A 21,269-nucleotide genomic window follows, 5' to 3' on the forward strand; every position below is an offset into this window, starting at 1 on the left:
TGCGCGTGACAAGGCGGCGCCTTGCCGCGTGAGCACTCGTCAAACCGCCGATGACCGGCCGTCCGCTTGAGCCGAGTTATAGAGGTGATCTTGCATTGCGGCTGTAGCATCGGGAACACAGCGTAGCGCGCGAAGTTCGCCTGACGCGACGCAGCTCAGATTGTCGCGACGTCAATTGCTCCTAAGACGCCAAGAACGCCATTTCAGCCGGCGTCGTCTACGCCAAGAGCTGCCTCGCCGCTGCCGAGATCATCACCAGCCCGCCGGTGATCACGGCGGCATCGAGGATCGCCGTGTGAATCTGCACCGGCATCCGTTCGACGAAGGCCTTTGCGAGGAACGCGCCGGGCACGGCCATGCCGCCGATCAGCAGCGCCAAGGCGAGCACCTGCGCGGTGACGGCGCCGGCGAGGCCGAACACCGAGATCTTGATGAGGCCTGTGCCGAGCGAGATCATCGCATCGGTCGCGATCACGGCGGCGCCTTCGAGCCCTGCGGCCATCAACAGCGAGAGCAGGATCACGCCGGAGCCCGAGGTGCCGCCGACCAGGACGCCGTAACCGACCGAGCCGGCGGCAAGGCCGGCGTCGCCGATCTTCACTGCGCGGCGGCGGAGCACGCGGCGCAGCGGCACGCTCAGGATCAGCATGGTGCCGATCACGAGCGCGGCGCCGGCATTGGTGAGGCGGGTGTAGCCATAGGCGCCGAGTGCGGTGGTCAGCGCGGCGCAGGCCAGCACGATCAGCACGCGGCGGCGGTCGGCATAGCGGACATAGGCAAGCGCGCGGCTCGCATTGGTCAGCATCGCGGAGATCGCGATGATCGGCACGACGGGCTCGGCACCGACCATCGGCACCAGCACCAAGGGCATCAGCGCGCCGGTGCCGTAGCCGGCGAGACCGCCGATGATCGAAGCAAACAACGCCATTGCTGCGACCAGCAGAAGCTGCAGAAGCGAGATATCGGCGAAGCCTGAGACGATGGTCAATCTTTCTGGTCGCGCGTGACGCGGGCGACAGCTTGATCGGCGATGGCAGCGAGTGCGGCTTGCTCTAATGGGAAATCCGCCGCGAGCCAAGCGTCCTCGGCGAGCGTCAACACATGTCCGAGCGCGGGTCCTTCGGCGAGACCGCGCGCAATGAAGTCGGCGGCCTTCAGCGGAAATTTCGGCGCAGTCCAGCGCTGCGGCAACTCGGCGAGCGCGCGCCAGCGCGGCGACTGCACGTCAGCGGCGGCGCGGGCCCAGCCCAGCAATACGCGATCGTGATAGCGCTCGGGCCCGAGCCGGTACAGCAAGCGCCGTGCCTTGGCTTCGTCCTTGGTGGCGAAGCGCCACCAGCGGTGCCCCATCGAATCCAGCGCCTTGGCCTCGGCATTGGAGAGCCGCAGGCGCAAGGCGAGGCGCTTGGCGTCTTCGGTGACGGCGACCGAGAGCGCGGCGAGGCGCCGCGTGCTGCTGGGGCTGAGGCCGAGCTCGCGCTCGATCGCGATCATCGCCTCCAGGGGGCCCGTATAGACGACGCCGCCGATCAGCGTTTGCAGCAATCCGCCCTCGGCCATGGCGAGCGCCGCCGCGGAGGCGCCGCCGGCCAGCAGCAGCTTGAGCATCTCCATGCGCACCCGCTCGGCCGACAGGTTCGCCAGGCCCGCGCGTCCCCGGATGCAGGCGAGATAGCCGTCGCGGTCGGGCTCGCCGGCGCCGAAGGCGGCGTGGATGCGGAAGAAGCGCAGAATGCGCAGATAATCCTCGGCGATGCGCTGGTCGGGATCGCCGATGAAGCGCACGCGCCGCGCTTTGGCGTCGTTGATGCCGCCGACATAATCGTAGACGACGCCGCGCGCATCGACCGACAGGCCGTTCATGGTGAAGTCGCGCCGCTCGGCATCCTTCACCCAGTCGCGGCCGAACGCGACCTTGGCCTTGCGGCCGAAGGTCTCGGTGTCCTCGCGCAGCGTCGTGACTTCATAGGGGTGGGCGTCGATCACCAGCGTGACGGTGCCGTGGTCGATGCCGGTCGGCACGCTCTTGATGCCGGCAGCCTTGGCACGCCGTAGCACTTCGTCCGGCAGCGCCGTGGTCGCGATGTCGATGTCGCCAGGCGCAAGACCGAGCAGCGCGTTGCGCACGGCGCCGCCGACCACCCGCGCCTCCTCGCCATCGGTGCCGAGCAGCGCCAGGACGCGCGCGGTCCCGCCTGCGGTCAGCCAGGGCGCATCGGCGAGTAAAGGCTCCGCGCTCATGGGCCGGCCCCTATTTTTCCACGCCCGGCACGAGCTTGCCGTTCTCGATATGGGCGGGGACGTAGGTCGAATCCGGCGGCGCGCCGGAGAAATGCGCAAGCCCGATCAGGCCGGCGATGACCAGCACGATCGCCGCCAGCGCAAGGCGCGCGACGATCGCGACCGGCCAGGACGAGCGCGCGAACAGGCCGGAGCGCGTGGCGGCGAGGAACAGCGCATAGACGGCAAACGGGATGAGGAAGATTCCGATCTCGGTCAGAACCGTCCGGATCATGATGAATAGATCCGCTCATACAGCACACGCAGCATTCCGGCCGTCGCACCCCAGATGTAGCGTTCCGCAAACGGCATCGCGTAATAGGATCGCGGCGTGCCGCGGAATTCCTTGCTGTGCACCTGGTGGTTCACCGGATTCATCAGGAAGGATAGCGGCACCTCGAACGCATCATCAACCTCGGAATGGTTGATGCTGAGCGAAAAGCCCGGCCTGACCTTCGCGACCGTCGGCAGGATGCGGAAGCCGAAGGCGGTGCCGTAGAGATCGAGATAGCCGAGCGGCTCGACGAAGTCGCGTGACAGCCCGACCTCCTCTTCGGCCTCGCGCAGCGCCGCATCCAGCGGCGAGGCATCGGTGGCGTCGATCTTGCCGCCGGGAAACGCGATCTGGCCGGCATGGTCGTTGAGATGCGCCGAGCGCTGCGTCAGCAGGATGGTCGGCTCGGGATGGTCGACCACCGCGATCAGGACCGCTGCCGGGCGCACCGGCTGCTCGCGCGCGATGATCTCGAGCATCTTGTCGGTGCCGGGATCGCCCGAGGCGGGGATGATGTTGGGATCGTAGAGGCCGGGCGGCACGTCGAAGCCGAGCCTCGCCCGGGAGCGGGCGAAGAAATCCGCAGCGCCAAGCGCGACGGGCTCGTTCGTCAGGATAAGGTTGTTCAAGTTCAAAGCGCCGCCCTCACCTGCTCTGCGTCGGCCATGGCGAAGAATTCGCCGGCCGACTCGACACCGAACATCGGCAGGCCATCGACCATCCGCTCCTCGCCCATGTCAACCAGATCGTAATAGAGCGCGCGCGTGACTTTGGCCCAGAGGTCGGCGCGAACATGCAAGTACGGCGTCAGTCCGCCGTCCGCCGCCTGCTCGAAGCGCAGCCTGTGCGCGGCATCGCAGGTGACCCAGTCGTCGACATTGGTGCGGAAGCGCAGCACGCGATGGCTGTCCTCGCCGTCCTTCTGCATCTCGACCGCCATGAATGGCGCATCATCGACGCGGATGCCGACCTTCTCCACTGGCGTGACCAGGAAATGCTTGTCGCCCTCGCGCTTGAGAATGGTCGAGAACAGCCGCACCAAGGCAAGACGCCCGATTGGCGTCCCCAGATAGAACCAAGTACCATCGGAGGCGATTCGGATGTCGAGATCGCCGCAAAACGGCGGATTCCACAGATGCACCGGAGGGAGGCCCTTTTTGGCGCCTTCGGCATTGGCAGCGCTTTTGGCGGCGGCAGTCAGCCCTTCAAGACCGCGATCGGCGCTCTGCCCTTGGTTCGCCATGGTTTGCCCTGACTTTGTCATTTGGCACGATTGGTGCAGGTCTACGTTGTCGATTGGCGCTCGGTTCCACCCGGATTAGTCCGGTGTGGAGGTCGCCACTTCGTGATGCCGTACATACCCCGAAGCCGATAAGGTGGGGATAGGTTAATTCAACGAATACATGGCCTTCCTGCAAGTCTAGCATGGGCCCATGATCTGGCGTGATGACCTGACGCGACAGGCTCACGATGCAAGCAAGCCGCGTGGCAGGCTGAAGGAGCAAGCGAATGGCGGAGAGTGTCGAGAAACTCGAGGACGGGATCGTCCGTTCGGCCGAGCAGGTGTCGAGCCAGGTTCGCGCGGCCAAGGACGCGATCGCCTCCGTCATCTTCGGTCAGGATCGCGTGATCGAGAACACGCTGGTCACCATCCTCTCCGGTGGCCATGCGCTCCTGATCGGCGTGCCGGGCCTTGCCAAGACCAAGCTGGTGGAGACGCTCGGCGTCACGCTCGGTCTCGACGCCAAGCGCATCCAGTTCACGCCCGATCTGATGCCCTCGGACATTCTCGGCGCCGAAGTGCTGGACGAGAGCACCGCGGGAAGGCGCGCCTTCCGCTTCATTGCCGGTCCCGTGTTCGCGCAGCTCCTGATGGCCGACGAGATCAACCGCGCGAGCCCGCGCACGCAATCGGCGCTGCTGCAGGCGATGCAGGAGCAGCACATCACCGTTGCCGGTGCGCGCCATGATCTGCCGAAACCTTTCCACGTGCTCGCGACGCAAAACCCGCTGGAACAGGAAGGCACCTATCCGTTGCCCGAAGCGCAGCTCGACCGCTTCCTGATGGAGATCGACGTCGACTATCCCGACCGCGATGCCGAGCGCCGCATCCTGTTCGAAACCACGGGCGCGGAGGAGACGCTGGCCAAGGGCGCGATGACGCCCGATGCGCTGATCACCGCGCAGCGCCTGATCCGGCGCCTGCCGGTCGGCGATTCCGTGGTGGAGGCGATCCTGTCGCTGGTGCGCTCGGCCCGCCCGGGTCCGGACGCCGGCGAAGCCGGCAAGTTCATTGCCTGGGGCCCCGGCCCGCGCGCCAGCCAATCGCTGATGCTGGCGGTGCGCGCGCGGGCGCTGATCGACGGGCGCCTCGCGCCCTCGATCGACGACGTGCTCGACCTTGCCGAGCCCGTGCTGAAGCACCGCATGGCGCTGACGTTCCAGGCGCGCGCCGAAGGCCGCACGATTCCGGACGTGATCCGGCAATTGAAGACACGGATCGGTTGATGGCAGCAGAGAACGGGCGGGCAGCGAAGGAGATACTGGCGATCCGACGTGCCGATGGCGAAAGCCGCACGCTCGCCGCTTCGTTGCCGCGCCTGGTGCTCGAGGCCCGCCGCATCGCCGCCAACGTCATCCACGGCCTGCATGGACGGCGCCGCGCCGGCTCCGGCGAAAATTTCTGGCAGTACCGCCGCTTCGTCTCGGGTGAACCGGCACAGAACGTCGACTGGCGCCGCTCGGCGCGCGACGACCATCTCTATGTGCGCGAGCTGGAATGGGAAGCCTCGCACACGGTCTGGATCTGGCCGGACCGCTCGCCCTCGATGGCGTTCGCCTCCAAGACCGCGCGCGAGTCCAAGCTGGAGCGGACGCTGATCGTTGCCTTCGCGCTGGCCGAGCTGCTCGTCGCCGGCGGCGAGCGCGTCGGCATTCCCGGACTGATGCCACCGACCGCAAGCCGCAGCGTCATCGACAAGATGGCGCAGGCGATGCTGCATGACGATGCCGACCGCCTCAGCCTGCCGCCGTCCTTCGTTCCGGCCGCGCTGGCCGAGATCATCGTGCTGTCGGATTTCTGGTCGCCGATCTCCGAGATCAGCACGACGCTCGCCGGCCTCTCCGGCTCGGGCGCCCACGGCACGATGGTGCAGGTGGTCGATCCCGCCGAGGAATCGTTTCCCTATTCCGGCCGCGTCGAGTTCGTCGAGCCGGAAGGCTTTGGCGTGATCACCGCCGGCCGCGCCGAGAGCTGGGCGCAGGACTACACCGCGCGCCTCGCGCTGCACCGCGACCAGATCCGCGCCGAGACGGGCAAGCTCGACTGGCTGTTCACGACGCACGCCACCGACCGCTCCGCCGCCGAGCTCTTGCTGTTCCTGCATGCCGGCATGCAGGTGAGCAAGTCGGGCGCACGCACCACGACGATCAAGGCGGGGCCGGCCGCATGATGGGATTGCCGCTCGCCTTCACGCAACCGCTGCTCCTGATCGGCCTGATCAGCCTGCCCGTGCTGTGGTGGCTGCTGCGCGTGATGCCGCCGCGGCCGCGCCGCATCGAGTTTCCACCGACGCGGCTGTTGTTCGACATCACGCCGCGGGAAGAGACGCCCTCGCGGACGCCGTGGTGGCTGACCGCCCTCCGCCTGCTCGCCGCCGCGCTGGTGATCTTCGCCGCCGCCGGCCCGATCTGGAATCCGCAAACGGGCCTCGCCGGCAGCAAGGCGCCGCTGATGATCATGTTCGACGACGGCTGGAGCGCCGCATCGCACTGGGACGTCAGGATCAGGACCGCGGACGAGCTGATCGCCAATGCCGACAATGACGGCCGTGGCATCGCGCTGGTGCCGCTCTCGGAGCCGAACCGCGACATCACCCTGATGCCGGCAGGGGCGGCGCGCGTCGCGCTGCGGCAACTCGCGCCAAAGCCCTATTCGATCGACCGCGTCGAGACGCTGGCCGCGGTCGACCGTTTCCTCAAGGTCACCGGCGACTGCGAGATCGCCTGGCTCTCCGACGGCGTCGACACCGGCCGCGGCGAGGACTTCGTGGCCGGCCTCGGCAAGACCATCGGCGACCGCAGCCTGACCGTGTTCGAAGGCGGCGCCTCCTCGCCGCTGGCCCTGGTCGCCGCGGAGAACGCCGCGGCGAAGATGACGGTGAAGGTGCTGCGCACCGATGGCGGGATTGCGGTCGGCACGGTGCGCGCGCTGGACCAGAAGGCATCCCCGATCGGCGAAGCGCGTTATTCGTTCGGTCCGCAGGACAAGGAAACCGAAGCGGCGTTCGACCTGCCGGTCGAGCTGCGCAACGACATCACGCGGCTCGAGATCTCCGGCGAACGCTCGGCCGGCGCGGTGCAGCTGCTCGACAAGCGCTGGCGCCGCCGCGCCATCGGCATCGTCTCGGGCGCGACCAGCGAGACCGCGCAGCCGCTGCTGGCGCCGACCTTCTATCTCACCCGCGCGCTGGCCCCGTTCGCCGACGTCAGGCTCGCCGACAAGGGCTCGCCGCAGCAGGGCATCACGCAGTTTCTGGACCAGAAGCTGCCGATGATCATCCTCGCCGATGTCGGCACCATCGCCCCCGAGCTGCGCGAACGCCTCAATGCCTGGGTCGACCAGGGCGGCGTGCTGGTGCGGTTCGCTGGGCCCCGGCTGGCACAGGCGGAGGACGACCTCGTGCCGGTCAAGCTGCGCAAGGGCGGCCGCACGCTCGGCGGCAGCCTGACCTGGGAGAAGCCGCAGCATCTCGCCTCTTTCGCGGGCGACGGCCCGTTTGCCGGCGTCGCGGTCCCCAAGGACGTCACCGTGAGCCGCCAGGTGCTGGCCGAGCCCGACGCCGTGCTCGCCACCAAGAGCTGGGCCTCGCTGGAAGACGGCACGCCGCTCGTCACCGGCGAGCATCGCGGCAAGGGCCTCGTCAGCCTGTTCCACGTCAGCGCCGACATGCGCTGGTCGGATCTGCCGATGTCGGGCACCTTCGTCGAAATGCTGCGGCGGGTCGTCGACATGTCCGGCTATACGGCGAAGCCCGGCGCCGGCGTTGCCAGCGAAGCGACCACTGAGACGGTGGCGCCGCTGCACATCCTCGACGGATTTGGCGCGTTCGGTCCGCCGCCCGCGACTGCCAAGCCGCTGCCCGCGGACTATCGCGACCGCGCCACATCAGATCATCCGCCCGGCTTCTACGGTCCGGCAGAAGGACCGCTCGCCGTGAACACGCTTGCCAGCGCCGACCGCATCGCCGCACTGAACACCGCGAGCCTGCGCGCCCGGCACGCCACCTACACCAATGCCGAGCCGCGCGACCTGCGCGGCTGGCTGCTGTCGACGGCGCTCGCGCTGTTCCTGATCGACGCCATCATCGTCGCGGTGCTCGGCGGCGGGATTGCCGCGCTGCTGCGCCGTCGCGCCGCGCCCGCGACGATCGTGCTCGCCCTGCTCGCGGGATTCGCGGCGCTCTCGCCGGCGCCGTCGCGCGCCGACGGCGTCACGGACGAGTTCGCGATGAAGTCGGTATCGCAGACTCGCCTCGCCTATGTCGTGACAGGCAATGCCGACGTCGATTCCATCGTTAAGGCCGGGATGAACGGGCTGACGCTGTTCCTGGCCCAGCGCACTGCGCTCGAGGCCGGCGATCCCGTCGGCGTCGATCCCGCGCGCGACGAGCTCGCCTTCTTCCCGCTGATCTACTGGCCGATCGTGCCGGGCGCGCCGAAGCCGCCACAGGACGCCATCAACAGGATCGACGCCTACATGAAGCAGGGCGGCACCGTGCTGTTCGACACCCGCGACGCGATCGAGGCACCGCCCGGCGCGAACGGCGCGGCGCAGACCCCGGCCATGCAGACGCTGCGCGAGATCCTGTCCTCGCTCGATGTGCCCGAGCTCGAGCCGGTGCCGCGCGAGCACGTGCTGACCAAGACCTTCTACCTGCTGCGCGACTTCCCGGGCCGCTTCACGGCCGGCCAGACCTGGGTCGAGACGTTGCCGCGCGAAGAGGACGATGAGAGCGCGCAGCGGCCGGCGCGCGGCGGCGACGGCGTCTCGCCGATCATCATCACCTCGAACGACCTGGCCGGCGCCTGGGCGGTGCGGCCCGACGGACAGGCCATGCTGCCGGTGACCGGCGGCGACCCCCGCCAGCGCGAATTCGCCTACCGCGCCGGCGCCAACATCGTGATGTACACGCTGACCGGCAACTACAAGGCCGACCAGGTGCACGCGCCGGCGCTGATCGAACGGCTGGGGCAATAGGATCGACATGAATTACGGCATCGCGTTCACACCGCTTGTTCCCTCGATCGTGCTGTGGCTCGCGCTCGCCGCGATCGTCGTCATTGCGCTTGTGCTGCTGCTGGCGCGCGCGCGCGGCGCTGCGGTGCGCGTGGCCGCGCTGGCGCTGTTCCTGCTGGCGCTCGCGAATCCCTCCTTCACGCGCGAGGACCGTGATCCGCTCACCTCGGTCGCCGCCATCGTCGTCGACAAGAGCCCGAGCCAGAACTTCGGCAACCGCACTCGCGAAGCTGCGCAAGCGCAGGAGGCGCTGGTCGACAGCCTGAAGAAGATCAAGGGCCTCGAGGTCCGCGTCGTCGACGCCGGACAGGCCGACGGCGAGACCGACGGCACGAAACTGTTCGGGGCACTGGCCTCGGCCTTGGCGGACGTCCCGGTCGACCGCGTCGCCGGCGCGTTCCTGATCACCGACGGCCGCGTCCACGATATTCCGGCGAACACAGCCGCGCTCGGCTTCCAGGCGCCGGTGCACGCGCTGGTCACCGGCCAGAAGGACGAGCGCGACCGCCGCATCGCGATCACCGCCGCACCGCGCTTCGGCATCGTCGGGCAGACCCAGACCATCTCCTACCGCCTCGACGACCAGGGCGTTTCCGGCGAGCGTGCCAGGGTCACGGTCCGCCGCGACGGCGAGGTCATCAACGAGCGCACGCTGTCGAGCGGTCAGGCCGCGAGCGTCGACGTCGACATCAAGCATGCCGGGCCGAACATCGTCGAGATCGAGGCTTCGCCGCTCGAGCGCGAATTGACGCCGGTGAACAACCGCGCCGTGGTGGCCATCGACGGCGTGCGCGACAAGCTGCGCGTGCTCCTAGTCTCGGGCGAGCCGCATTCGGGCGAGCGCACCTGGCGCAATCTGCTCAAGTCCGACGCCAGCGTCGACCTCGTCCATTTCACCATTCTGCGCCCGCCGGAGAAGCAGGACGGCACGCCGATCAACGAATTGTCGTTGATCGCATTTCCGACCCGCGAGCTGTTCCAGCAGAAGATCAACGAATTCCAGCTGATCATCTTCGACCGCTACGCCCGCCAGGGCGTGCTGCCGATCCCTTATTTCGAGAACATGGCGCGTTATGTGCGCGCAGGCGGCGCTGTGCTGGTCTCGGCCGGCCCCGACTATGCCTCGAACAGCAGCATCTGGCGCACGCCGCTGGATTCGGTGCTGCCGGCCGAGCCCGTCGGCGTCACCGAGAAGCCGTTCTATGCGCATCTGTCCGACATCGGCAAACGTCATCCCGTCACGCGCGGGCTGGAAGGCTCCGCCAGCGAGCCGCCGCGCTGGAGCCGGTTCTTCCGCACCGTCGACACCCGCAACGCGGTCAACCCGCCCGTCATGACCGGCGTCGACGGCAAGCCGCTGCTGTTCCTGTCGCGCTTCGGCGAGGGCCGCGTCGCGCTCCTGCTGTCCGACCACATCTGGCTGTGGGCGCGCGGCTATGAGGGCGGCGGCCCGCATCTCGACCTGCTCCGGCGGATGTCGCACTGGCTGATGAAGCAGCCTGATCTCGACGAAGAAGCGCTGCGCCTCCAGGTGCAGGGCAAGGACCTCGTCGTGGTGCGCCAGACCATGGCGGACAGCGTCCAGCCTGTCAGCGTGACCTCGCCGTCGGGCGTGTCGCAGGATCTGACGCTCTCGCCCGGCGATCCCGGCGAGTGGCGCGCCAGCCTGCCGGCCAACGAGCTCGGCCTGTGGCAGGCCACCGACGGCACGCTGAAGGCGCTGATCAATGTCGGCCCGACCAATCCGAAGGAGTTTTCGGAAGTCACCTCCACGGTCGATACGTTGAAGCCGCTGACACAGGCGACGGGCGGCGATGCCGTGCGTGTGGCCGCTGGCTCGAGCGTCGAGCTGCCGCGCATCCTGCCGGTTCGCTCGGTCGGCATGTTCCACGGCGACGGCTGGATGGGCGTGCGGATGCGCGACGCCAGCGTGGTCAAGGGCGTCGGCGTGCTGCCGATCTTCTCCGGCCTGATCGGTCTTCTGCTGCTGCTCGGCGCGTTTGCGGCGACGTGGGTCCGCGAGGGACGCTAGTTGCCCGAACGACACATCGGCTGGGCGGCCTGCATGCGCCGATCCCGGCTGCCGTTGACATCGGTGAACCGATCGGGCGATGTTATACTATAACATCGCGGCGTCCTGGGATTGACGCTCCGGTGTGGGGGTGGCGTTTCCAGATGAAGTGGTTCCGGTCGAATAGCAGGCACGGCGCCCGGCTCGCGTTGTTCGCGATGCTGGTGCAGCTCGCGCTGACATTCGGCCACAGCCATTGGTTTGCGCAGGCCGCGCCGCTTGCTCAATCCTCAGCCGAGCAGACCGACAGCACCAAGGGCGTTGCTGCGATCGACCGCGCCGCGGTGCAGAAGCAGTCGCCGGCCGGCCCTGACCGCGAGCATTCGGGCGAAGATAATTGTGCCATCTGCGCCATCATCGCGATGGCGGGCACAATCGTGTCGGCGACGCCGCCCGTGCTGTTGCTGCCGCAGGCGATCGAGCTGCTCCAGCGCACCCTCGACGCCGAGTTCGCTCATCTGACATCGGCCGGCACGGCGTTCCAGCCGCGCGCCCCTCCTGTTTCCTGATCTCCAACGCTTGATCACGCCCAGCCTCGCCGTGCATCGGCAAGTGCCTGGGAGAAGTTGAAGTCGAATTCCGTCGCATAGCGACGGCAGGCCGCCTCCGATCAGCAGAGCATCATCCGGACGGCGCCTGGGTGGAATCAGGACCATGTCATTTCAATTGCGACGCGCGCAGCGCCTTGGCGGAGCAAGCCTGCTCCTGCTCGGCGCCGCCGCTACAGCTGCGTTCGCCCAAGACTCGGCGCAACAGCCGGCACAGGACAAATCGTCGACCGAGATCCCCGCCGTCACCGTGACGGCGCCGAGCCCGATCGTGCGTCGAGCGGTGCCGTCGCGCAGCGCAGGCCGCGGCACGCGGACCGCGCGGGTGCGCAGCCGCGAGCAGACGGCGGAAGCGGCGCCGGCAGCGCCCGTGCCCGCCGCGCCCCAGCAGGGCGTTTTACCTGTCGTGACCAACCAGTTCGCCACCGTCACCGTGGTGCCGAACGAGGAGATCCGCCGCGAGGGCGGCGGCCAGCTCGGCGATCTCCTGTTCTCCAAGCCCGGGATCACCGGATCGAGCTTCGCGCCCGGCGCCTCCAGCCGGCCGATCATCAGGGGTCTCGACGTCAACCGCGTCGGCATCGTCGAGAACGGCACCAATGGCGGCGGCGCCTCCGACCTCGGCGAGGATCATTTCGTCCCGATCGATCCGCTCGCGACCAACCAGGTCGAGGTGGTGCGCGGGCCGGCGGCGCTGCGCTACGGCTCGACCTCGATCGGCGGCGTGGTCAGCGCCACCAACAACCGGATTCCGGACGCGCTGCCCTCCTGCGCGCCGTCGTTCCAGGCCTACGGCCTGCCGACTAAGGCCCCGCTCGCGAACGCTGCGACGTCGCCCTGCGTCACCGCGGAGACGCGCACCGCGTTCTCTTCGGTCGACCGCGGCATCGAGAGCGGCGTGCTGCTCGACGCCGGCGGCGGCAATTTTGCCTTCCATGCCGACGCCTATGGCCGCGCCACCTCGGACTATTACATCCCGAGCTATCCCTATCTGACCGACCAGTCGCGCCCCGTGAACGGCCGCCAGCCGAACTCGGCGACGCGCTCGGACGGCGCATCGATCGGCGGCTCGTACTTCTTCCAGGGCGGCTATATCGGCGCATCGATCACGCAGAACGATTCGCTCTACCACATCCCCGGCATCGACGGCGCCGACCACAAGACGCGGATTGACGCTCACCAGACCAAGATCAACGTCAAGGGCGAGTACCGCCCCGACGCGGCTGCGATCGATACGATCCGGTTCTGGGCCGGCGCGACCGACTACCGGCACAACGAGATTGGCCTTGCCGATCCCGCCGACCTCAACAGCGACGGCATCCGGCAAACCTTCACCAACAAGGAGCAGGAGATCCGCACCGAGGTGCAGCTGATGCCGTTCAACGCGCGCTTCGCCGAAGTGACGACGGCGCTGGGCTTCCAGGTCGGGCACCAGGAATTGAGCGCGCCGAGCCCCGACAATCCCGGCACGCTGTTCAACGGGCTGTGGGATCCCAACACCAACACGCGCGTCGCGGCTTACGCCTTCAACGAGTTCAAGTTCTCGGAAGCGACGCGGGCGCAGATCGCCGGCCGGATCGAGCATGTCGAGCTGCACGGCACGACGCCGAACTTCCCGGCGGATTACCTGCCCGACGGCACGCCGCAGGCGGCGATCGCGCGCAACCCGTCCTTCACGCCGAAGAGCGGCAGCATCGGGCTGCTGCAGGATTTGCCGGGCGGAATGGTCGGCAGCATCACCGCGCAATATGTCGAGCGCGCGCCGAAGGCAGCCGAGCTGTTCTCCCGCGGTGGCCATGATGCGACCGCGACTTTCGACATCGGCAATCCGAACCTCACGATCGAGACCGCGAAATCGATCGAGCTCGGCGTCCGCAGGGCGACGGGGCCGTTCCGGTTCGAGGCGACGGTCTACTACACGCATTTCGACAATTTCATCTATCGCCGCCTCACCGGCGTGAGCTGCGACGACGATTTTGCGTCCTGCGGCACGCCGGGGGCCGAGCTGAACCAGGCGGTCTACTCGCAACGCAATGCGAACTTCCGTGGCGGCGAATTCCAGTCGCAGCTGGACATCGGCGCGTTCCAGGGCGGCATCTGGGGCATCGAGAACCAGCTCGACGTGGTCCGCGCCACCTTCTCCGACGGCACCAACGTGCCGCGGATTCCGCCGGTGCGCATGGGCGGCGGCGTGTTCTGGCGCGACGACAATTGGCTGATGCGCGTCAACCTGTTGCACGCCTTCGCGCAGAACAACGTCGCCGTGATCGCGGAGACGCCTACGGCGGGCTACAATCTCTTGAAGGCCGAGGTCAGCTACAAGACCAAGCTCGACCGCAACTGGTTCGGCGCGCGCGAGATGATGGCCGGCATCGTCGGCAACAATCTCCTCAACGAGAACATTCGCAACCATGTGTCCTACACCAAGGACGAGGTCTTGATGCCCGGCATCGGCGTGCGGGCGTTCGCGAATTTCAAGTTCTAGGTGACGACAAACACCGTCATTGCGAGGAGCCCTTGCGACGAAGCAATCCAGACTGCCACCGCAGAAAGATTCTGGATTGCTTCGCTGAGCCTGTGTAATCCGGGGTCTCGCGTCGCGGGGAGACCTTCCCGGATTGCGCTGCGCTTTATCCGGGCTACGCGCCACTCCTACTTCCGCGCCTTGCTCCAGTCGGGGCCGACCGCGCCCGACACGCCCTCGAAGGCGCCGTCGACGAGCTCGAACACCAGGATGCGGGCGGCATCGACGGGACCTGGCATGGTGACGCGGCCCTTCGGCACCGGCTTGAAGCCGACGCGGCTGTAATAGGCCTCGTCGCCGACCAGCAGCACCAGGCGGTGACCTTTCGCCTTGGCGTCCTTCACCGCGCGCTCCATCAACTGACGGCCGATGCCGCGGTCGCGGAACGGCGGCTCGACGGTGAGCGGCCCGAGCAGCAGCGCCGGCGTGTCGCCGATCAGGATCGGCAATTGCCGGACGGAGCCGACCAGGAGCGTGCCGATGCGGGCGGTAAAGGACAGATCGAGCAGATGGTCGACGTGCTCGCGGATCCGGTAGGCGCTCAGCACGAAGCGGCCGGGGCCGAAGGTGCGTTCGTGCAGCCGCTCGATGGCCTGGGCGTCGCCGGCGGCTTCGGGAAGGATGGTCAGTGAGAGATCGTTCATGTCAATTCGCGGAGTAGCACTTGCGCCTGCGGAGGTCCATGGGCGCCATCGGTGCCGGGCCTGGCCTCTCCCCAGCGGAGCGAGCTGCAGGCCTGCCTCAGCCTGCGTCCCGGTTCGACGCCGGCTGGGACAAATAGGTCAGCATCTTCATCTCCCGCCGCCCTCGCGTCACCGTGTCGAGCACGAGCCCTGATGACACCGACAGCAGGGCCATGATCATCAGGCCCATCGACAGCACCGCGGTAGGCAGGCGCGGCACGAGCCCGGTTTCGATGAAAGTGATCACGATCGGGATCGCGAGGATGATCGAGGCCAGCGCCAGCAGGATTCCGATCACCGTGAAGAAGCGCAACGGCCGTTCGGAACGGTAGAGCTTCAGCATGGTGCCGAGGATGCGAAAGCCGTCGCGCCAGGTGTTGAGCTTGGAGAACGAGCCTTCGGGGCGCGCGTAATAGGGCGTCTCGACCTCGGCGACCGGCAGCGACAATTCCAGCGCATAGACCGCAAGCTCGGTCTCGATCTCGAAACCGTCGGAGAGGACGGGGAAGGATTTGACGAAGCGGCGCGAGAACACCCGGTAGCCGGACAGGATGTCCTTGAAAGCGTGGCCGAAGGTCGAGGACAAAAAGCCGGTCAGCATGCGGTTGCCGGTGCGATGGCCGAGCCGATAGGCGGCCTGGACCTGATCGACACGCAGGCCGACCACCATGTCGAGATGATCGTCGAGCAGCCTGTCGATCATGCGCGGCGCGCTCGGCGCATCGTAGGTCGCATCGCCGTCGACCAGCACATAGACGTCGGCCTCGACGTCCGCGAACATGCGGCGCACGACGTGGCCCTTGCCCTGCCGGCGCTCGCTGCGCACGATCGCGCCGGCTTCGCGCGCGACCTCGGCGGTCCGGTCGCGCGAATTGTTGTCGTAGACGTAGATCTGCGCCGAGGGCAGCGCTTTGCGGAAATCGGCCACGACGGTCGCGACCGCGGCCTCCTCGTTGTAGCAGGGCACCAGCACGGCGATGCGAAACTGCGCTGAGGTCATCGCGACGGCACTCCGAGGCTTGTCGGCTCGCGCCCGAGCGGCGTGGCCTGCCGTGCCTGCTCCGGCTGCATCAGCCATGCGAACGCGACACTCCACAGCGAGAGCATCGCAATCGGCACGATGTAGTAGGGCGTGAAGATCGGATGGCTCAGGAAGAAGCCGAGGTTGACGACGAGATTGGCGGCGGCGACGAGCGCCACCTGCCGCACGCTGCCCTCGCCTACCCGCAACAGAAAGGCCGTGGTGCCGATCGCCAGCACGATCAGCACGAATTGCATGTCGCGCAGATAATGGCCGAGCACGGCAAGGTCGAAGGCCGGCGCGACCACGTCGGCGCTGCCATAGGTCGTGGCCAGCGGGCTGCCGGCATTGATGGCCTGCGCAACCAGGGTCGGGGCCATGCCGGCGAGGACAGCGACGCCGAAGCCGAGCCCCTGCGCGAAGCCTGACAGCGTCCGTGTTCGCAGGAACGCAAGGGCCAGATAGATGGCATAGCCGGCCGCGAGCAGCGCATTCGGCAATCTGAAATTGACGGAGGCACCGAGCAGGAGGCCGACCAGCGCAATCAGCAGCACGCTGCGTTTCTCCCTGGTCAGCCACAACGCGGTCAGGAATCCCGCGACCGCGCAGAGCGCCATGGTCGGCGCGATCGAATAGCTCGCCTTGGCCGGGTTGATCATGAGATAGACGGCAAGCGCGCCGAACAGGCCGGCGCCGACGATGGCAGGCAGCGTGCGTGCCATGGCAATGCCCGTCAGCGCGAGGCCGCAGACAATCAGGCTCGCGGCGATGTACAGCGGCACCACCTGGTTGCCTTCGGGAAACAGCGCCAGCAGGAAGCCGGTGCCCGGCGGATATTGCATCACGACCTTGCCGCTCGGCATCGGGTTGTGGCACGGCCAGCGCAGCGGGTCCTGCCATTCGGCGAACGCGATCTGCTTCAGCTTGCCTTCGAAATACTGGTCGTAGTCCAGGTGGGCATTGGTGTTGAGCCCACCGATGCCGAGGCGCTGGAACAGATGCGCCTGGCGGAGATAGCAGATGTCGTCATAGACCCCGCGTGCCTCGCTCCAGCGTGACATCGTGACGATGTTGCTGGCGAGGATCGCAATACAGATCAGGCCGAAGGCGAGCTTGGCAATTTTCATCCGGTCTTCCGTGGCGCGCGTCAAGCGGGTTACTAGCACAGGCCGCCCTCAGCGCCACGTCGCAATCAACGGCTTGCCACCGAGCACCTCGGCGATCCGCAGCCGCGTGCCGGGCGTGGTGCCCTCGGGCAACGCGGCATTGTCGAAGAACCCGCATTCGACGATCTCGCGGTTGGGCTCAGGGACGCGATCCTGCCTGAACTGCCTGACCACGTAGACCGCGACGTGGTCGCGGCGGGAGACGTGGCTGTTGAGGAAGACGCCGTGCAGGATCGCCTCGCCGGTCAGGTCGATGTCGCCCTCCTCCTTGAGCTCGCGCCGCAGCGCCTCTTCCATGGTCTCGCCGAAATCGACGCCGCCGCCAGGCAAATACCAGCCGCTGACGTAGCTGTGCCTGACCAGGAAGACGCGATTGTCGGCATCCAGCACCACGGCGCGCACGCCCAGCGTCATGCCGCGGACGAGCAGGAAATAGACGTGGAAGACCCGCCGCAGCAGCGGCTCGGCTTTCCGTCGGGCTCGGTTCAGACGTTCTCCCATCAGGCTTCCTCGACGCCCCTGCTCGGGCCCTGCTTGCGCGACGCGCGCGACCTTGCCATTACAGCGGAGCAATAGCGAGGCATTCGCGCGCCATGACTCCCTTCACGCTGGCCCATCTGTCCGATCCGCATCTGGCGCCTATGCCGAAGCCGCGGCTGATCGAGCTCGCGGGCAAGCGCGCGCTCGGCTATGTCAACTGGACCCGCAACCGCCACAAGTACCAGCGCCGCGAGGTGCTCGATGCGCTCGTTGCCGACATGAAGGCGCAGGCGCCCGACCACATCGCAGTGACGGGCGATCTCGTCAACCTGGCGCTGGAGGCGGAGTTCGCGCCGGCGCTGGCCTGGCTCGAAAGCGTCGGCCCGCCCGACCGCGTGACCGCGATTCCCGGCAATCACGACGCCTATGTCAGCGCGACGCGGCATCGCTTCGGCGAGACGTTCCTGCACTACATCGCCGCGGACACACCCGGCGGTGCAGCCTTCCCCGCGGTGCGCCGGCGCGGGCCGCTGGCGTTGATCAGCCTGTCCACGGCGGTGCCGACCCTGCCGCTGATGGCGACCGGCACGCTCGGGCGCGATCAGCTCGCTGCGCTTGCGGAGGTGCTCAAGCGGCTCGCGGCGGAAGACGTCTTCCGCGTGCTGCTGGTGCATCATCCGCTGAAATCCAGCGCGCGGGCGAAGCGGATGACCGACGCGCCGGAGCTGCTGGCGCTGTTGAAGCGCCACGGCGTCGAGCTGGTCCTGCACGGGCACGATCACATTCATTCGACGATGTGGTTCGAGGGTCCGAACGGCAACATTCCCGCGCTCGGCGTGCCCTCGGCCTCCGCGCTCGCGCACGGACGCTATCCCGCGGCGGCGTACAATCTGTTCACCATCGAGAAGGACAATGCCGGCTGGCGCTGCGAGCAGACGGTGCGAAGCCTCGGGGCTGGATTTCAGATCGGGCAGATCAAGCATGTGCGGTTGATTTGAGGTCTCCGTCACTCCGGGGCGCGCGAAGCGCGAGCCCAGAATCCATTCATCGCCATGCGCTGCTGCCCGATGGATTCCGGGCTCATGCTGCGCATGCCCCGGAATGACGGCGGAGAGAGCCTCACCAGTTCCGCAAGACCGCGAGCACTGCGAGCCCGAACAACGCGGCAGCGCCGAGCACGAAGCCGAACACGAACGGCCAGAGGCGCGAGCGGCGCGGCGGCGCGGCGGCCGGGGCCTGCGGTTCGGGCGCGATCACCATCGCACGCTCGCGCTCGATCATGCGGCGCGCGACATAGTCGGTGACGGCCTCGACGATCATTGCGGTGTCGTGCGATTCGGCGAGCACGATGCGGCCGAAGCGGGTGTCCTGGACGAATCGGTACATCCGCTTGTCGCGGCCCATCACGATGTGGGCGACGACGTCGATCCAGAGCCGCGGCGTATCGCCCTGGCTGATGCCGCGGTCGAACAGGTCGATCTGATCGGGCACCTGCGCGAACAGGGGATCGAGCGCGTCGTTGAGGATCTCGAGCCGCGCCACCTCGGCGTCGCGCAGATCGACGACGACGCCGGTCCGGTCGGCCGCCTCGATCCGCGCGCGCAGCAGCGCATCGCGCAGCCGCACCGGGCGCGGCTGGCCGGGATGGGTCCCGCTGGTCTCGGGCTCTGACATTGTCGGCCTCGTCCTCGACTTTATCCCGATTAACCTATCAGCAACCAAACCCTCCGCAAAGGCCCACAATTCCAGAGACTTACGGCGCCCACAGCCGTTTCGCCTGTGCCAAAAGCAGACGATCCCACCCAGGCTTGAGGCCTGGATGGGACCATCCGTCCTTGGACGTCTTCTTGTTTCAGATTGTTTCAGCTCGGCAGCTGCCGATCAGGCTGCCGGGGCGCGCTGCGGCTCTTCAACGATCGAGAAGCGGACGCCGGCCTTGTGGCGGCTCTCTTCCGATACCTCGCGCCAGCAGTCCTCGGCTTCCTTGCGGGTCTTGAACGGACCTTTGACCTGGGCCGAGCCTTCGACGAGCTTGTGGAAGTTCATCGAGCCGAACTCGCCGCCGATCACCCAGAAATTGCTGCCTTTGGTCATTGTCAGTCTCCTGTTGAGGTGCGTGACCGGCCTGGACTCCAAGCTGGCTTCCAGACCGGTCCGATCCGCCGTTAGCCGAACTGGTTCATCGTGTTGTGGGCGCCGCCCGCCTTCAGGGCAGCTTCGCCCGCGAAGTACTCCTTGTGGTCGTCACCGATGTCGGAGCCAGCCATGTTCTGGTGCTTCACGCAGGCGATGCCCTGACGGATCTCGGCGCGCTGGACGTTCTTGACGTAGCCGAGCATGCCCTGCTCGCCGAAATACTCGCGGGCGAGATTGTCGGTCGAGAGCGCCGCCGTGTGATAGGTCGGCAGCGTGATCAGGTGGTGGAAGATGCCGGCGCGCTTGGCCGAATCCGCCTGGAAGGTGCGGATGCGCTCGTCGGCTTCCTTCGCCAGCGGCGTGTCGTCGTACTCCGCCTTCATCAGCTCGGCACGGTTGTACTTGCTGACGTCCTGGCCCGCTTCCTTCATCGCGTCGTAGACCTGCCAACGGAAGTTGAGCGTCCAGTTGAACGACGGCGAGTTGTTATAGGCGAGCTTGGCATTCGGCACGACCTTGCGGATGCGGTCGACCATGCTCGCGATCTGCTCGATATGCGGCTTCTCGGTCTCGATCCAGAGCAGGTCGGCGCCGTTCTGCAGCGAGGTGATGCAATCGAGCACGCAGCGGTCTGCACCGGTGCCGGGGCGGAACTGGTAGAGGTTGGAGGGCAGCCGCTTCGGGCGCATCAACTTGCCGTTGCGGTTGATGATGACGTCGCCGTTCTTGGCGTTCTCCGCGGTGATTTCCTCGCAATCGAGGAAGCTGTTGTACTGGTCGCCGATGTCGCCGGGCTTGTGGCTGACCGCGATCTGCTGCGTCAGGCCGGCGCCGAGCGAGTCGGTGCGGGTCACGACGATGCCGTCTTCGACGCCGAGCTCGAGGAAGGCGTGGCGGCAGGCGCGGATCTTCGCCAGGAAGACGTCATGCGGCACGGTGACCTTGCCGTCCTGGTGACCGCACTGCTTCTCGTCGGAGACCTGGTTCTCGATCTGCAGCGCGCAGGCACCCGCCTCGATCATCTTCTTGGCAAGCAGATAGGTCGCCTCGGCGTTGCCGAAGCCGGCATCGATGTCGGCGATGACGGGGACGACGTGGGTCTGGAAGTTGTCGATCTTCTCGATCAGCTCCTTCTCGCGGGCCTTGTCCCCTTCCTTGCGCGCCTTGTCGAGCAGACGGAAGATGTCGTTGAGCTCGCGCGAATCGGCCTGCCGCAGGAAGGTGTAGAGCTCCTCGATCAGCGCCGGCACCGAGGTCTTCTCGTGCATCGACTGGTCGGGCAGCGGACCGAACTCGGAGCGCAGCGCCGCGATCATCCAGCCCGAGAGATACAGATAGGTGCGGTCGGTCTTGCCGCCGAAGTGCTTCTTGACCGAGATCAGCTTCTGCTGGGCGATGAAGCCGTGCCAGCAGCCCAGCGACTGCGTGTACTTGGTCGGATCCTTGTCATAGGCGGCCATGTCGGCACGCATCACGGCCGCGGTGTAGCGGGCGATGTCGAGGCCGGTCTTGAAACGGTTCTGCAGGCGCATGCGCGCGACGGCCTCGGCCGACACGCCATTCCAGGTCGGCTGGGTCTCGAGGAGCGCCTGAGCCGCCTTGACCTCGTCCTGATACGAGGACGGACCCTGGAGGGTGCTGATGCCGCGGGGCTGGTAGTTCATGTGCCTGATCCTTTCGCTGACGATGGCAGGACGGCCATCGACATTCTTGACAATGCATTGCGAGATGCGTGTCAGGAGGTAAACGCGAAAAGACAAAGTTCGTATAGATGGCTTGTTTTTTATT

19 protein-coding genes are annotated in these 21,269 nt (G+C 67.1%); 7 read left to right on the forward strand and 12 right to left on the reverse strand.

Going from position 1 to position 21,269, the window contains the following annotated elements:
* Positions 1-217 precede the first annotated feature (217 nt).
* Genes ACNJYD_RS31915 through ACNJYD_RS31935 form a run of 5 tightly spaced genes read right to left on the reverse strand, consistent with a single transcriptional unit; the run spans position 218 to position 3,797 of the window.
* Positions 218-988 carry a TSUP family transporter gene (locus ACNJYD_RS31915; protein ID WP_439364344.1) on the reverse strand — a complete coding sequence of 257 codons (771 nt, stop codon included), beginning with the start codon at positions 986-988 and terminating at the stop codon, positions 218-220.
* Complete coding sequence (locus ACNJYD_RS31920; protein WP_439364345.1) at positions 985-2,241, reverse strand: CCA tRNA nucleotidyltransferase; 1,257 nt, start codon at positions 2,239-2,241, stop codon at positions 985-987. Before ACNJYD_RS31920 ends, ACNJYD_RS31915 begins: the two co-directional genes overlap by 4 nt.
* Positions 2,242-2,251: 10 nt before the next feature.
* A complete protein-coding gene (locus ACNJYD_RS31925) occupies positions 2,252-2,515 on the reverse strand; it encodes a DUF6111 family protein (protein ID WP_172785901.1) in 264 nt (87 codons plus the stop codon).
* A complete protein-coding gene (locus tag ACNJYD_RS31930) occupies positions 2,512-3,183 on the reverse strand; it encodes a CoA pyrophosphatase (protein WP_212259048.1) in 672 nt (223 codons plus the stop codon). Before ACNJYD_RS31930 ends, ACNJYD_RS31925 begins: the two co-directional genes overlap by 4 nt.
* A 2-nt stretch (positions 3,184-3,185) precedes the next feature.
* Positions 3,186-3,797 (reverse strand): DUF1285 domain-containing protein, encoded by a 612-nt coding sequence (locus ACNJYD_RS31935; RefSeq protein WP_439364346.1) that lies wholly within the window; start codon positions 3,795-3,797, stop codon positions 3,186-3,188.
* A gap of 266 nt (positions 3,798-4,063) precedes the next feature.
* On the opposite strand from ACNJYD_RS31935, the gene ACNJYD_RS31940 reads away from it, so the two are divergent.
* The 6 genes from ACNJYD_RS31940 (at position 4,064) to ACNJYD_RS31965 (ending at position 13,956) form a co-directional block, all read left to right on the forward strand.
* Positions 4,064-5,062, forward strand: coding sequence for an AAA family ATPase (locus ACNJYD_RS31940; protein ID WP_025038173.1), 999 nt, complete (start codon positions 4,064-4,066; stop codon positions 5,060-5,062).
* Positions 5,062-6,006, forward strand: a complete 945-nt coding sequence (locus ACNJYD_RS31945) for a DUF58 domain-containing protein (protein WP_439364347.1) — start codon at positions 5,062-5,064, stop codon at positions 6,004-6,006. The genes ACNJYD_RS31940 and ACNJYD_RS31945 overlap by 1 nt, the downstream gene beginning before the upstream one ends.
* Positions 6,003-8,813, forward strand: a complete 2,811-nt coding sequence (locus ACNJYD_RS31950) for a DUF4159 domain-containing protein (protein WP_439364348.1) — start codon at positions 6,003-6,005, stop codon at positions 8,811-8,813. Before ACNJYD_RS31945 ends, ACNJYD_RS31950 begins: the two co-directional genes overlap by 4 nt.
* A 7-nt stretch (positions 8,814-8,820) precedes the next feature.
* Positions 8,821-10,884 carry a hypothetical protein gene (locus ACNJYD_RS31955; protein ID WP_439364349.1) on the forward strand — a complete coding sequence of 688 codons (2,064 nt, stop codon included), beginning with the start codon at positions 8,821-8,823 and terminating at the stop codon, positions 10,882-10,884.
* Positions 10,885-11,027: 143 nt separating this feature from the next.
* A complete protein-coding gene (locus tag ACNJYD_RS31960) occupies positions 11,028-11,432 on the forward strand; it encodes a DUF2946 family protein (protein ID WP_439364350.1) in 405 nt (134 codons plus the stop codon).
* A gap of 145 nt (positions 11,433-11,577) precedes the next feature.
* Positions 11,578-13,956, forward strand: coding sequence for a TonB-dependent receptor (locus ACNJYD_RS31965; RefSeq protein ID WP_439364351.1), 2,379 nt, complete (start codon positions 11,578-11,580; stop codon positions 13,954-13,956).
* Positions 13,957-14,123: 167 nt separating this feature from the next.
* Here ACNJYD_RS31965 and ACNJYD_RS31970 read toward each other — a convergent pair whose 3' ends face one another.
* The 4 genes from ACNJYD_RS31970 to ACNJYD_RS31985 form a co-directional block, all read right to left on the reverse strand.
* The gene (locus tag ACNJYD_RS31970; protein WP_439364352.1) at positions 14,124-14,639 is read right to left on the reverse strand and encodes a GNAT family N-acetyltransferase; all 516 of its coding nucleotides are present in this window, start codon (positions 14,637-14,639) and stop codon (positions 14,124-14,126) included.
* Between the two features lie 97 nt (positions 14,640-14,736).
* Positions 14,737-15,678, reverse strand: coding sequence for a glycosyltransferase family 2 protein (locus ACNJYD_RS31975; RefSeq protein ID WP_439364353.1), 942 nt, complete (start codon positions 15,676-15,678; stop codon positions 14,737-14,739).
* Positions 15,675-16,826: a hypothetical protein gene (locus tag ACNJYD_RS31980; protein WP_439364354.1), complete on the reverse strand. Its 1,152-nt coding sequence runs from the start codon at positions 16,824-16,826 to the stop codon at positions 15,675-15,677. The genes ACNJYD_RS31975 and ACNJYD_RS31980 overlap by 4 nt, the downstream gene beginning before the upstream one ends.
* Positions 16,827-16,874: 48 nt before the next feature.
* The gene (locus tag ACNJYD_RS31985; RefSeq protein ID WP_172785889.1) at positions 16,875-17,366 is read right to left on the reverse strand and encodes an NUDIX domain-containing protein; all 492 of its coding nucleotides are present in this window, start codon (positions 17,364-17,366) and stop codon (positions 16,875-16,877) included.
* 92 nt (positions 17,367-17,458) lie between these two features.
* On the opposite strand from ACNJYD_RS31985, the gene ACNJYD_RS31990 reads away from it, so the two are divergent.
* Positions 17,459-18,343 carry a metallophosphoesterase family protein gene (locus ACNJYD_RS31990; protein ID WP_439364355.1) on the forward strand — a complete coding sequence of 295 codons (885 nt, stop codon included), beginning with the start codon at positions 17,459-17,461 and terminating at the stop codon, positions 18,341-18,343.
* Positions 18,344-18,464: 121 nt separating this feature from the next.
* Here ACNJYD_RS31990 and ACNJYD_RS31995 read toward each other — a convergent pair whose 3' ends face one another.
* The 3 genes from ACNJYD_RS31995 to ACNJYD_RS32005 all read right to left on the reverse strand — a co-directional run bounded on the left by ACNJYD_RS31995 (position 18,465) and on the right by ACNJYD_RS32005 (position 21,145).
* On the reverse strand, positions 18,465-19,019 hold the full coding sequence (locus tag ACNJYD_RS31995) for a hypothetical protein (RefSeq protein ID WP_212259041.1): 555 nt from the start codon (positions 19,017-19,019) through the stop codon (positions 18,465-18,467).
* A gap of 207 nt (positions 19,020-19,226) precedes the next feature.
* Positions 19,227-19,439: a DUF4170 domain-containing protein gene (locus tag ACNJYD_RS32000; protein ID WP_024341447.1), complete on the reverse strand. Its 213-nt coding sequence runs from the start codon at positions 19,437-19,439 to the stop codon at positions 19,227-19,229.
* Between the two features lie 71 nt (positions 19,440-19,510).
* Positions 19,511-21,145, reverse strand: a complete 1,635-nt coding sequence (locus ACNJYD_RS32005) for an isocitrate lyase (protein ID WP_172785887.1) — start codon at positions 21,143-21,145, stop codon at positions 19,511-19,513.
* Positions 21,146-21,269: the final 124 nt, after the last annotated feature.

Source organism: Bradyrhizobium sp. SPXBL-02 (genome assembly GCF_051853065.1).
GTDB lineage: Bacteria > Pseudomonadota > Alphaproteobacteria > Rhizobiales > Xanthobacteraceae > Bradyrhizobium.